General features: G+C 36.8%; 9 protein-coding genes. 6 read left to right on the top strand and 3 right to left on the bottom strand.

Annotation, left to right across the window (positions count from 1 at the left end):
* Positions 1 to 422: 422 nt before the first annotated feature.
* The 3 genes from LB888_RS02550 to LB888_RS02540 form a co-directional block, all read right to left on the bottom strand.
* A complete protein-coding gene (locus tag LB888_RS02550; RefSeq protein WP_318753500.1) occupies positions 423 to 1,250 on the bottom strand; it encodes a glycosyltransferase family 8 protein in 828 nt (275 codons plus the stop codon).
* A 332-nt stretch (positions 1,251 to 1,582) separates the two neighbouring features.
* Positions 1,583 to 3,424: an ABC transporter ATP-binding protein gene (locus LB888_RS02545; protein ID WP_318753499.1), complete on the bottom strand. Its 1,842-nt coding sequence runs from the start codon at positions 3,422 to 3,424 to the stop codon at positions 1,583 to 1,585.
* A 13-nt stretch (positions 3,425 to 3,437) separates the two neighbouring features.
* Positions 3,438 to 5,192, bottom strand: coding sequence for an ABC transporter ATP-binding protein (locus LB888_RS02540; RefSeq protein WP_318753498.1), 1,755 nt, complete (start codon positions 5,190 to 5,192; stop codon positions 3,438 to 3,440).
* Between the two features lie 147 nt (positions 5,193 to 5,339).
* On the opposite strand from LB888_RS02540, the gene LB888_RS02535 reads away from it, so the two are divergent.
* From LB888_RS02535 to LB888_RS02510, 6 genes are all read left to right on the top strand, one after another.
* Positions 5,340 to 6,164: an AraC family transcriptional regulator gene (locus tag LB888_RS02535; protein WP_318753497.1), complete on the top strand. Its 825-nt coding sequence runs from the start codon at positions 5,340 to 5,342 to the stop codon at positions 6,162 to 6,164.
* A gap of 497 nt (positions 6,165 to 6,661) precedes the next feature.
* A complete protein-coding gene (locus LB888_RS02530; RefSeq protein ID WP_318753496.1) occupies positions 6,662 to 7,549 on the top strand; it encodes an SDR family oxidoreductase in 888 nt (295 codons plus the stop codon).
* Between the two features lie 752 nt (positions 7,550 to 8,301).
* Positions 8,302 to 9,822 (top strand): glycerol kinase GlpK, encoded by a 1,521-nt coding sequence (gene glpK / locus LB888_RS02525; protein ID WP_276647274.1) that lies wholly within the window; start codon positions 8,302 to 8,304, stop codon positions 9,820 to 9,822.
* A 637-nt stretch (positions 9,823 to 10,459) separates the two neighbouring features.
* Positions 10,460 to 12,280 (top strand): type 1 glycerol-3-phosphate oxidase, encoded by a 1,821-nt coding sequence (gene glpO / locus LB888_RS02520; RefSeq protein ID WP_318753495.1) that lies wholly within the window; start codon positions 10,460 to 10,462, stop codon positions 12,278 to 12,280.
* Positions 12,281 to 12,299: 19 nt separating this feature from the next.
* Entirely contained in the window at positions 12,300 to 13,037 is a 738-nt protein-coding gene (locus LB888_RS02515) for a MurR/RpiR family transcriptional regulator (RefSeq protein WP_318753494.1), read from the top strand.
* A gap of 169 nt (positions 13,038 to 13,206) precedes the next feature.
* Complete coding sequence (locus LB888_RS02510; RefSeq protein WP_318753493.1) at positions 13,207 to 14,643, top strand: 6-phospho-beta-glucosidase; 1,437 nt, start codon at positions 13,207 to 13,209, stop codon at positions 14,641 to 14,643.
* Positions 14,644 to 14,664 lie beyond the last annotated feature (21 nt).

The raw sequence follows: 14,664 nt of genomic DNA, 5'->3' as shown, positions 1-14,664 counted from the left end.
CCGACAAAGCGAAAATTATTCAATTTTCTACTTCTGGTCTACTCCCAACTGTGCGGGGGTGGGCAGACGAAGCGAAAATTATTTAATTTTATACTTCTTGCCCACTCCCACTTTTCATGGTAAAGGGCGTTCATTTTGATATTATGGGTTGTTTATAAGAGCCAAATTGGTTTAGACAATATATTTTGATCGTGAAAGTTGAATTAATTTAGACAATTCAAAACGTAATATGAGCCAGGTGGATATAGATAATATCGGTTATTCACGGGAAACTGATTAGCTTTGAAAATACTAAACATTAAAGCGAGCTATTGAGTTTTGATAAGCATTCGTTCTGAGTTGTTGAGAATAAATAGTATTGTTTTATCTCACTTACAATTCTTCCGACTCCATTTTACGAATCTTTTCATGCTAACCCGTCTCTATTGACTAGATTTAGCAGCATCCAATCGTCCTTTTAAATAGCCTTCAGCTTCAATATAATAGCGATCTAAGTCGCCAAAGTAGTTCGGTAACCATGGTTTATTTTTGCCGATATAATGAATGATATGGCAGTTCTCGTCAATCCATTCTAATTTGCCACCTAATTGATTCACTTTTTCTTTAATCCACATACGTTCGGTCATATTATATTGTGAAGCTTCAATTTTAATGATTTTATCAGGATAGAGTGCGGATAAAACATCTTGGTCAGGTAAAAATAATAAATCTTTAAATCGTTCCACATAGTGAGCGATTTCGTCAACATCTTGCTCTGCTCGTAGTAAATTAATATTCATTAGTAAAACACCTGAATTGACATAAATGCCATTTGAATAATTCAAGCGAACTTGATTAATTTTCTCAAGTGTTTTTTCAACATGGGTTGCAGCAGCAAAAAATTGACCGTTGAACTGGATATTATAAAGTTCATCAATCGGATTAATAATGACTAAATCAGGGTCTAAATATAAAACTCGGTCTACTGAATTCGGTAAGAAATGCGCAGCCAATAGGCGGTAATACATGGTGTAGGGATAGCGTTCAGTAATCGGAAAGTTCTCAAAAAACTGATTGTCGATTTGGATAGGATGCAAGTTAATTGTCACGATTTGCAAAGTTTCGCTCAGTTTTTTTAGTGCTTTTTCCGGAATTTTTTCGTGCAATAAATAAACATCTAACTCTTCTTTAGGGTGATGCCGTCTTAAACTAAACATCATCACTTCAAGCTGCTTAATATAATTTTGATCAATCGTAACTAGAATATTCATAATTACCTCCAAAGGCTTAATATCAATATTATACTTAATTTTTTTAAAAAACAAAAGCGAGTGTGAAAAGATGAAAGTCACAACTTCCATTTAATTCATCACTCGCATTAAACTTTTGATTAAAGCTTTTTTGGCCGGCGAAAAACTGGGCGCTCATCACGCTACAAGTTAATCTAGACGGTCCGCTTGTTTTTATTGACAGATTGCAATCAGTCAAACACTATTTAACTTAAAAGCTATCCTTTAGCTTGTATAATTTTAACAGACGATTAATGTTCAAAATAGCTTCTTAAACCTTGACTAGTTACAAGCATTCATACAGTAAGTGCCGACTATTCCACAAATAATAAATTATATTGTGATTGATATAAGTGATAATATTTGCCTCTTTTCGCCATTAATTCCTCATGGGTACCTCGTTCATCAATCACGCCACCATCAATGTAAAAGATTTGGTCACTGTTACGAATGGTTGATAATCGGTGGGCGATAATAAAGGAAGTACGACCTTTAAGTAGCTCTTGTAAACCTTCTTGTAATAGTTCTTCAGTATTGGTATCGATACTTGAAGTGGCTTCATCCAAGATTAAGATATGTGGATCGGCTAATAGAGTTCTGGCGAAAGCTATTAATTGTCTTTGTCCGGCTGATAAAGTACTACCACGTTCCTCTACGACAGTATGATAGCCATCCTTTAGACCCATTATGAAATCATGTGCGTGGACTACTTTGGTTGCTTCCATAATTTCTTCGTCAGTAGCATCTAATTTACCATAACGAATGTTATCAATAATGGTTCCAGAGAAAATAAATGTATCTTGTAACATAACCCCCATTTGGCGACGTAAAGATGCCAGGGTGACTTTATCAACTGGATGGCCGTCAATGGTAATAGCTCCTTCACTTACATCGTAAAAGCGACTCAATAGGTTGATAATAGTGGTTTTACCTGCTCCCGTCGGTCCGACTAAGGCCACAGAGGGGCCAGGTTCTAATTCAAAATTAATCCCTTTTAAGATATCACGGCCAGGTTCATAACGAAACACGACATCATCAAATGTAACTTGTCCTTTAATTTCAGGTAAGTCATAAGCATCAGGTGCATCGACGATATCGGACTTCGTGTCTAAAGTTTCAAAAATACGCTCTAAATAAGCTGAGGCGGTAATTAAACTATTGTAGAAGTTTCCAATATTTAAAATAGGGTTCCAAAAGTTATTGACATAAGCGATAAAAGCGATTAAGGTTCCGGCTGAGACGTCGACGCCAATTTTCATAATCCCAACATAGTAAATAATCGAAGTGGTTAGGACTGAAATATTTAACACGCCCGGCCATAATAAGAATTGAATCATGACAGCTTTCATCCAAGAACGGCGCGTTTGGTCGTTGACATCATAAAAGATTTCTTGATTCTTTGGTTCACGAGCAAAAGATTGTGTTACTTTAGCACCCGCTATACTTTCATGAATGTATGAATTCATTGTGGATTGTTTATTACTTAAATCTTGATAAGCAGTGCGTTGATATTTACGAATTAACATTGAAAAGACGAATAATACTGGTAACAGAATTAAACTATATAAGGTTAGACGCCAGTCAATGCTCAACATGACAATGAGCGTTAAGACGACATTTAACAAATCAGCAATTAAGTTGATTAAACCATTGCTTAATAAATCACTTAGATTATTGATGTAATTAACGACTCGAATTAAGATTTTACCATGCGGTCTACTGTCGAAATATGAGAAGGGCAACGTTTGTAAATGCGTGAAAATATCATAGCGCATATCTTTTAATAAATCTTGACCGATCTCGGTAATTTTGTATATACGATAACGTAAACCATAGGCAATAGCTAAGAGTGAAAATAATGCAATGCAGCCGAATAACATTAATTGCCCTAAATCTTTATTGGGAATCGTCTCGTCAATCGCCAGTTTGGTCAAATAAGGAATAACCAAACCAAATAAGTTGGTAATAATGATACTAATAAAGACAATCAAACTGGGTCTTAAATAAGGTTTTAAATAACGTGCTAAGCGTTTGAAGTCATCAAAGTGAAATTCTTGCTCTAAATATTCATCCTCTAAAGATGTTTGGCGTTTTTGATTGACATCCGGTTGCACTTTATCTTTGACTTCTTTAGGTTGTTTTTTAAATAATGCCATTTAGGGTCACCTCCTATAATTCAGATTGAGTTGGCGCAACGCCCTCAATCCCTAATTGTTTTTGGTATACATCGTAATATAAACCACGTTTAGCAACAAGTTCAGCATGGGTTCCTTGTTCTACGACCCGACCTTTGGACATCATTAAGATTAAATCAGCGTCACGTACCGAAGAAATCCGATGGGCAATAATGATGGTCGTTTTTTCATTGGTAATCTTTGTCAATTCTTCTTGAATTTTGGCTTCGGTTTCCATATCTACAGCAGACGTCGTATCATCTAAAATTAAAATACTTGGGTCTTTTACCAACGCACGTGCTAGACTAATCCGTTGTTTTTGCCCACCCGATAATCCGACACCTCGCTCACCGACAATGGTATTATAGCCATCAGGCATTTTATTAATAAAAGTATCCGCATCGGCAATTCGAGCCATTTCTCGAATAAATAACTGATTAACAGAGGGATTACCGAAAGCAATATTTTCAGAAATGGTATCAGAGAATAAAAAGATGTCTTGCATGACCATCGAAATGTTATTTCTCAAACGCCGTACTGAGTAGTCACGTGCATCTTTCCCATCGATATAGACCGTTCCTTTGGTAGGATCGTAAAAGCGACTAATTAAGTTCACTAAGGTTGATTTACCCGAACCTGTTTCACCCAAAATCCCTAAAGTTTGTCCGGATTTAATTTCAAATGAAATATCCTTTAAGACAGGGGTGTTCGGATCATCCGCAAATTCAAAGTTAACATGTTCAAAGCGAATATCACCTTTTAATTTCGGCATATCACTGACATCTTCTACCGGAATCGCAGGTTCATAATTTAACATATCCATAATTTTAATCGAAGAAGCTTGAAATCGTTGGACATCATTAATTAACCAACCACTCATGCGCATCGGGTTGTTTAACATCCATAAAAAACCATTAAAGGCAACAAGGTCACCAATCGACATTTGGTCTTTAATCACTAAATAACCACCAAAAATCAAGGTAATGACACTCAATGAATTCGCTAGGAAATCAAGTGTAGGTAAATGATCACGAGTCACCTCAGCAGACGCCATATTTTTTTGTTTAAAATCTTCATTGTGACGATTGAATTTTTCAATTTCAAAGTCTTCACGGACAAACGCTTTGACCACGCGATTTCCAGAAATATTTTCTTCTACCATTGAGTTTAGACGGGCAAAACTTTCTCGAATAGCCAAGAAACGCGGCATACTTTTTTGCGTCATACTGCGAGCCAGTAAGTAGATAAAGGGCGTGACCGCAACGAGTGCTAGCATCAATGGCCATGAAATATAGGCCATGACAATAACGGCTGCCAAAAACCAGACGATACATTCGACAATATTGTAACTGACCCAAGAGACAAAGTGACGGATGGCATCGGTATCCCCAGTCATACGAGCCATAATATCCCCAACTTTTGTATGGTTGAAAAAGTTGAAGTCCATCTTGTTTAATTTATCATACAGTTCATTCCGTAAGGTGAAAACCGCATCTTGACCACTTTTTTCGTATAACATTTGATAAGTATAACGAACAACCGTACGAAAAAGGGTAATTCCGATCATCAAGAGTAAGATTTTTCCGAGACGTTCCGGTTGGTTTTGACCGATTACTTCGTCAATTAAAATCCCACTTAAAAATGGGTTGATAACGACTAAGACCGCATTCAAAATTAAGAAGATAGAAGCGATTATTAGGCGTGGGGTATAAGGTTTGACATATTGCCAAATCCAAGTAAATGGGTTCATTGTAGATAACTCCTCCTTATTTAATAATTTCATGTTCTATCTTACTATTTACGAATCATTATTAAATGGAATATGTACAAAAAAATATGGAATATCCCATTTATTTTTGTGGTAAAATGAAATGGAGAGAAAAAGGGAGGGAAATCCATGCCGATTATCAATTCACATACTTTTAATCCAGAAATTGTTTATGCTTTCGATTGCTGGAATAGTGAAGGTCATTTTAATGCCCCACATTCACATGAATATACAGAAATTTCAATTATGTTGGAAGGTGAAGCCTTATATACGATTGAAGATGAAAAACATTTAGTGAAAGCAAATACCGTGATGATTTTTAATCCCGGAGTAGTGCATTGGGAAAAGCAACCATTGAATACTAGCGCCCATGAATTACATATAGGAATTCGTAATTTTTTATTAACCGGGTACCCCAAAGATACGATGCCGAATAAAGAGACGATTTTATCGCCTCAGGGTAACCACCATAAAATTATGGATATTGCTTGGAATATCGTCCATGAATTAGAACAAGAATCTTTAGAGTTTCGAGCAATGACCAAAGCTTTAACGGTACAATTAATCGTCCAAATTATTCGAAGTTTAGAAGCTTCACAAGGCTTAAATTTAATCGGGATTAATCCAACACTTTCTAGAAAACAAAACTTAGTGACGGATGCTTTGCATTATATCGATCGACATTATAATGAAGAATTAACCATTGATCAAATTGCACAAGAATTATTAATTAGTCCGACATATTTATCGCGTATTTTTAAAGAAGTACAAGAAATTTCGGTCATTAATTATTTAATTGATATACGGATGAAGCACGCTTCAACTTTACTAAAAGAATCCAATTTAGCGGTAAAAGAAGTAGCGCAATTAGTCGGTTATCAAGACCCGCTCTATTTTAGTAAGCAATTTAAAAAATATTTCGGCAAAACTCCAAGTCATTATAAGACGAGTTAACCTTCCAAGCATAAGGTGACTAGGATAAATTAGTAGTAAACAATCGATTGAATTTTGCTTTACCGCAATTATTTATAAAATGCATAGATGAAGTAACCTTGATAAGACAGGGTATACAACGCTTCGCCAATCAAATCATTTAATAATGTTGCAATCGTTCTGGTAAAGATTGAGGGCATACCTAGTTAAGATGTCTTTATTTAAGGACTTTCACGACATGCTATTATCAGGTTCACCAACGCTAGCCAAATACTTTAAAAATTATCTTTGATGCTATCTATTTAATTTAGAGGTCATTGGTTGAGTGGCTTCAAATGGCGTGTTAGGTAGCTGAGAATAAGCTTAAAAAATTCAGTCAAGTTAGTGCACGTTAATTAACCGAGTGCCTACTTTTAAGTGCTTGTTTTAATAATGAGATAGTAGGGCGAGTCTTATTGTTTGAATATCTTTTATATTTTCATTACACTTGGTCTATCAAGTAGAAGGAGGAACAAACAATGAACAAGAACTTAAAAGACCCGAGAACGATGTATCATCCGGGCAAGTTTCAAGATCAAGAACAAGACACTCCAGCACTACAAGATGAAATGTTACCAGAACCTGATTGCGGTGAAAAGTCCTATAAAGGAAATAACCGCTTAACAGGCAGAACTGCTTTAATTACTGGGGGAGATTCGGGAATCGGACGCGCTGTTGCGATTGCTTTTGCACGTGAAGGTGCCGATGTTGCGATTCAATATTTCCCAGGCGAAGAACAAGATGCATTAGAAGTAAAAGAAATTATTGAAAAAGAAGGATGTCGCTCATTATTGCTGCCAGTTGATTTACGCGATCAAAATGTTGCGACAGAGATTGTTGAGCAGACCGTTAAAGAACTCGGTAAACTTGATATTTTAGTTTTAAATGCGGCTCAACAAATCGCAGTAGAAAGTCTTTCTGAATTAAGTATTGAACAAGTAGAAGACACGTTCAAAGTTAATATTATCTCGATGTATGAGACTGTGAAAGCAGCTGAAAAGCATTTACCAACAGGGGCAACAATAGTAACGACTACTTCGGTACAAGCAACGAGTCCTAGTCCACAATTAATGGATTATGCCGCTACTAATGCAGCAGTCACTAATTTCACTAAAAATTTAGCTCAATATTTTGCTAAAAAAGGTATCCGAGTCAATGGGGTAGCACCGGGACCAATCTGGACACCCCTTCAATTAGATGACGGTCAATTAGAAGGAAAATTACCTGAATTTGGACAAGCTAGCTTATTAGGTCGTGCAGGACAACCAGTTGAATTAGCACCGGTTTATGTCTTTTTAGCTTCAGAAGAATCGTCATATGTCACCTCACAAATTTATGGTGTCACTGGCGGTCAAGCAATAAATTAAGGAGGCTGGGCAAAAACTTTTTAAATTTTGTTCAGACATATCTATTTAATTCACAGCGCAGTGGTTGAGTGGTCTCAAACTGCGTCTTAATGAGGCTGAGAATAATCTTGACCAATTCACTCAGATTAGTGCTCGATAATTAAAATCGCCGTGGTTGAGTGGCCTCAACCTGCGTCTTAACGACTTGTTTGAGGCCTACTCAACTGTGCGGGGGTAGGCCGACGAAGCGAAAATCATTCGATTTTCTACTTCTGGTCTACTCCCAACTGTGCGGGGGTGGGCAGACGAAGCGAAAATCAACTGATTTTCTACTTCTTGTCCACTCCCAATTTTTTACGAAAAGTTCAGTAAGACAGCTCGATGTTTTACTGGCTTTTTTTGTGCATTCAGCGTTTTTTAAGAGTGAGCTTTGGATTCATGTTCACTAGGTAACATTATGTAATTGTGCTTGAATATGTTGGGCTTTCAATTTTGAAGCTTCTGGTATTAAGCCATAATAAGTGATTGAGTTATTTTGTATCATGCAGTTATAGGCTATTGAGTTTGACTTTTGTATATTGCACGATTTTAGTGATTGATTTTGATGACGTGTTGAATTAACTAATTTCCACCTGATAAAGGTTATTTGGCTAATATTTTTTCTTTTACAACAAAATTTTCATATAAATAAATAACATAATCAATTTTGTTAGCATTTTCATAAAAGCAATATTATACTAGAAGTGGAGTAGTAAAATTCGAGGAGGTTTCTCATGAACGAAGAAAAGTTTATTATGGCGATTGATCAAGGTACGACCTCATCACGCGCAATTATTTTTAATAAAAAAGGGGAAATGGTGGCTTCCTACCAAAAAGAATTTCCTCAAATATTCCCTAAAGCTGGTTGGGTAGAACATGATGCAAATCTTATTTGGAACTCAGTCCAATCCGTTATCGCGGGAGCGTTTATTGAAAGCGGCGTGAAACCTAGCCAAATTGAAGCGATTGGGATTACTAACCAACGTGAAACAACGGTGGTCTGGGATAAAAACACCGGTTTGCCTATTTATAATGCGATTGTCTGGCAATCACGACAAACAGCTTATTTAGCAGATGAATTAATTGATGCGGGGTATAAAGAGTTATTCCACCAAAAAACTGGATTAGTGATTGATGCTTATTTCTCAGCGACTAAAATTCGTTGGATTTTAGACCATGTTGAAGGAGCGCAAGAACGAGCAGAAAGAGGCGAATTGTTATTTGGTACAATTGACACTTGGTTAGTCTGGAAATTGACCAATGGTGCGACGCATGTCACTGATTATACTAATGCCGCCCGTACTATGTTATTTAATATTAATGATTTACAATGGGATGAGGAGATTTTAGAAATCTTGAATATTCCAACCACAATGTTACCGGAAGTGAAATCTAACTCAGAGATTTATGGTACCACTGCTTCCTTTCATTTCTATGGTGGAGAAGTGCCCATCTCAGGAATGGCTGGAGACCAACAAGCTGCTTTATTTGGCCAATTAGCTTTTGAAAAAGGGATGGTTAAAAATACCTATGGAACAGGCTCATTTATCATTATGAATACCGGTGAAGAGGCCTTAATTTCGAAAAACAATCTCTTAACCACGATTGGTTATAGTATTAATGGCAAAGTGAACTATGCACTAGAAGGGTCTATTTTTGTAGCCGGTTCGGCGATTCAATGGCTTCGTGATGGCTTAAAAATGATTGAATCATCACCAGAGTCCGAGCGTTTAGCGGAAAAATCGACGAATAACGATGAAGTCTATATTGTGCCGGCATTTACCGGTCTAGGAGCTCCATATTGGAATTCAGATGCACGAGGCTCAGTCTTTGGATTAACCCGGGGGACGACACGTGAAGATTTCGTTAAAGCAACTTTACAATCGATTGCCTACCAAGTCCGTGACATTATTGAAACGATGCAAAGTGACTCAGGTATAGAGATACCGGTCTTAAAAGTTGACGGTGGCGCAGCGATGAATGACTTTTTATTACAGTTCCAAGCAGATATTTTAGGCATTGAAATTGCGCGTGCCACTAATTTAGAGACCACGGCTTTAGGTGCAGCGTTATTAGCTGGATTAGCGGTTGGTTTCTGGCGTGATATGGACGAGATTAGATCTTTAAATGCTACCAGTCAATTATTTAAACCTGAAATGAACAATGCCCGTAAGGAGCAACTATATCGTGGATGGCAAAAAGCGGTAGCGGCGACGCAATTATTCGCTGAACGCGATGAAACCAATATTGAATAAAATTATCAAAATATTCAGCTAAAATAGTATCTTATTTATTGGCATAAGGGTGAGCATCAATTTGATTAATTCAATTAAGTTATCGCTCAATAATTAAAGCACAGTAGGTGAGTGGTCTCAAGCGCCGTCTTTAAGTTACTGAGAATAAACTTGAAAAATTCAATCAAGTTATTGTTGATCAATTAAAGCGAGTAGGTCAAGCTGCGTCTTAAAGACACGTTTGATAGCTACCTAATTGTGCGAAGGGAACAGACTAAGCGAAAATCATTCGATTTGTTAATTCTGATCCACTCCCAACTGTGCAAGGAAGGGAACAGACGAAGCGAAAATCATTTGATTCGCTAATTCTAATCCACTCCCAACTTTGCGAGGGTGGGCCGACGAAATGAAAATTATTTAATTTTCTAGTTCTGGTCATTTACAACTGTGCAAGGATGGTCAGGAGAAGCGAGAGCCCATCAATTTTCTAGTTCTGGCCAACTCGCTAACACAAATAGTATGTTGATTAATTTTGCAAATCGGATCAACATTATGAAAATTATTATAACGGACAACCCCATTATTTTATTCAAGAATGTCCGACCTAATTTTCATCTGTAATTGATTTCGCAAATATACAATAGAAAGGAATCAAATTATGAAATTATCATTTGAATCAAGAAGACAATCGATTGCGAAGATGCAAGAACAAATCCTAGATTTATTGATTATCGGAGGAGGTATCACCGGGGCGGGTGTGGCGTTACAAGCAGCAGCTTCAGGTTTACAAACGGGCCTAATTGAAATGCAAGACTTTGCTGAAGGGACTTCTTCGCGTTCAACCAAATTAGTGCATGGTGGGTTACGTTATTTAAAACAATTTGATGTTGAAGTCGTATCAGACACGGTTTCCGAACGAGCGGTGGTCCAACAAATCGCTCCTCACATTCCTAAAGCCGATCCGATGTTATTGCCGGTCTATGATGAACCAGGAGCTACTTTTACTCAATTCCGCTTAAAAGTAGCGATGGATTTATATGATCTATTAGCTGGGGTGAACAACACACCTTTAGCCAATAAAATGTTAACTAAAGCCGAAGTTTTAGAACGCGAACCCGATTTAAGTCCTGAAGGCTTAGTAGCCGGTGGGGTGTATCTAGACTATCGTAATAATGATGCGCGTTTAGTAATTGAAAATATCAAAAGAGCGTCACAAGATGGGGCTTTTATCGCCAGTCGTGTAAAAGCAGTCGGCTTATTATTTGATGACGAAGGGCAAGTCATCGGTGTTGAAGCTAAAGATTTATTGAATGACACGACGTTTGAGATTAAAGCACGAGTGGTGATTAATACGACGGGACCATGGTCTGATACTATCCGTCAATTAGATGATCAACATCAAACAGCGATTATGCGTCCTACTAAAGGGATTCATTTAGTGGTAGATGAAAGTGTCATTAAAGTCTCACAACCTACTTATTTTGATAGTGGCGAAGGTGATGGCCGTATGATTTTTGTGTTACCACGAGAAAATAAAACCTACTTTGGTACCACCGATACGGATTATAATGGTGATTTAGCTCATCCACGAGTCACCCAAGAAGATGTGGATTACCTCTTACGTATCGTAAACCGTCGTTACCCTAAAGCAAATGTCACCTTAAGTGATATAGAATCTTCATGGGCAGGTTTACGTCCATTGATTTCAGGCAATGCTGCCTCTGATTATAATGGTGGCAACTCCGGTAAAGTTTCCGATGAATCGTTTAATCATTTAATCGATACGGTTAAAGCTTATTTAGACGGCGAAGCAAATCGTGCAGCTGTTGAGTCTGCAGTGGGGTCATTAGAAGGATCTGTCTCTGAGAAAACATTAGACCCTTCAGCAGTCTCTAGAGGGTCAAGTTTAGAATTAGATCCAAATGGTTTATTAACTTTAGCGGGTGGTAAAATTACCGACTACCGTAAAATGGCAGAAGGAGCCTTATTAAAGATATTAGATATCTTATCAGAGCAACACCATTTACATTTTAGAATGATTAATTCGAAGACCTATCCGGTATCAGGGGGAGAATTTAACCCAGCGAATGTCGATGAAGAGTTAGAAACTTTAGCAGAATTAGGAGTGAGACGTGGTTTATCAAGAGAAGATGCCCGTTATTTAGCTAACTTATACGGATCAAACGTACCTAAAGTCTTTAACTTAACGAATAAATATCCATTTGGCCACAAATTATCATTGAAAGATTGGATTTCTTTACAATATTCAATGGAAGAAGAATTAGCATTAACGCCAGTGGACTATTTATTACGTCGTACTAATTATATTTTATTTATGCGTGAGCAAGTTGATCAAATGGTTGAACCAGTATTACAAACCATGCGTGAATATTATGATTGGGATGAGGCTACTACGCAAAAATATCATGATGAATTAATCGCAACATTAAATGAAAATGATTTGAAACACCTCAAATAATAGAAAAGAGGAGAGGACTATGTCTTTTTTTGGAAAGATAGATTTTAATCGATTATCAGAGACGGAAAAGGTTTTGTATCATTATATGTCGAGTAATATTGAGAAAATTCCTTATATGCGAATTCGCGAAGTGGCAACGGAATCACATACATCGGCCTCATCGGTGATGCGATTTATTCGCAAATTAGGATTTGATAGTTATGCAGAATTTAAAATTAATGTCAAAACGCATCAACCAGGTGACACGTCTGTTATTAATAGTGAAGGGCTTATTTCGCCAAGTACGTTTCCGAGTAATACTGAGTTTACGATGCAGCAGATTGCAGAAAAGATGCTTGAATCAGAAAATGTTATCTTTTATGGGATTGGGGCATCGGGTACGATGTGTGAGTACGCAGCTAGAAGATTTGCGACCTTAGGAATTAATAGCTTTGGTTTGGTGGATAATACGTATCCAATTTCTGGAAAATTACGTAACACGACAGACAATATGATTATTGCATTATCCATTACTGGTAACACGAATGAGGTTACTGAAATTGTAAATGGATTTCGCAATCGTCCCGATTTTACCGTAGTAGCGATAACCAGTGATCCAACAAGTCAATTGGCCATCATGGCTGATTTTGTTTTAAGTTATGAAACTGATATTTGGCGGATTAATTTGCATGAAGATTTTACATCACAAATACCCGCAATATTCCTTATCGAAGCTTTATCAAAAGTCTTATATAATACGATTAATCCTGAAAAATGAAGATATTTAAATAGAACAAGTGAAATTTAAAGAATAAACATTGAGTTGGTACATGGTGTACCACCTTGATGTTTATTCTTTTTTAATAGTAAACGTACCAACAATCCCGATATTAATGAAATGTAAGCGGTGTATCGATATAATGAGAGTTGTGAAGGGAGTGATACGGATGAAACAAATGCCAGAAAACTTTCTATGGGGAGGCGCCGTAGCTGCTCACCAAATTGAAGGTGGATGGAATGAAGGTGGGAAAGGAATCAGTACAGCTGATGTTATGACGGCTGGCAGTAACGGAGTTGCTAGAAAAATTACTGATGGCATCCAACCTGACAAGTATTATCCAAATCATGAAGCGATTGACTTTTACCATCGCTATAAAGAAGATATTCAGTTGTTTAAAGAACTAGGATTAAAAGCCTTTAGAACATCAATAAATTGGACACGAATTTTTCCAAACGGCAATGATGAAGAACCCAATGAGGCTGGGTTACAATTTTACGATGATTTATTTGATGAATTATTAGCGAATGACATTGAACCAGTTATCACCTTATCACATTTTGAAATCCCATATAATTTGTATAAAGAATTTGGTGGTTTTCGTAGTAAAGAAGTCATCGATTGTTTTGTAAAATATGCTGAAGTTGTAATGAACCGCTATAAAAACAAAGTAAAATACTGGATGACCTTTAATGAAATTAATAACCAAGCCGACGGACAACATGAAATCCATACATGGACCAATTCAGCCATTCTTTTTGAAGAAGGAGAAAATCGAGAAGAAATTATTTATCAAGCTGGACTAAATGAACTCATTGCATCAGCTAAAGTCGTTAAGTTAGGTCATCAAATCAATCCGGAATTTCAAATTGGCTGTATGATGGCTTATGTACCAGTTTATCCCTATTCAAGTAATCCAGATGATCAAATGGCTGCCTTAAAAGTAATGCAGAGACGTTATTTTTATAGCGATGTCCATGCTAAAGGGGAGATTCCTAATTATGTTTTAAATGAATGGGCAGATAAAGGATATGAAATTGACTATTCTGATGAAGAACTTAAGGCTTTGAAGGAAGGCACAGTCGACTATATAGGATTTAGCTACTATATGTCAGGAACTGTTACGACTTTACAAGATAAAGGTGGTTATGAGATACCAGATTATAAAAATAGTAAATGGTTATCAAATCCATTTGTTAAAACAAGTGATTGGGGATGGCAAATTGATCCGGTAGGCTTACGCTATATTTTAAATGTCATTCATGAGCGTTATGATTTACCATTGTTTATTGTTGAAAATGGTTTTGGCGCTTATGACAAAGTTGAAGCGGACGGCAGTATCAATGATCAATACCGCATTGATTACTTAAAGGCTCACATCGAACAATTAAAAGCAGCAGTATTAGATGATGGGGTTAATTTATTGGGATACACACCATGGGGCATTATTGATATTGTCAGCTTTGGTACAGGAGAGATGGAAAAACGTTACGGCATGATTTATGTTGATAAAGATAATCAAGGTAATGGCACCTTAAAACGTTCGAAGAAAAAATCGTTTGCTTGGTATCAACAAGTTATTAATAGTAATGGTGAGGAATTATAAGATAATAGCCTTTCATGAAAA

This window comes from Globicatella sp. PHS-GS-PNBC-21-1553 (assembly GCF_033564055.1).
Taxonomy (GTDB): Bacteria; Bacillota; Bacilli; order Lactobacillales; family Aerococcaceae; genus Globicatella; species Globicatella sulfidifaciens.
This window is presented reverse-complemented; position numbering and strand designations above follow the sequence as displayed.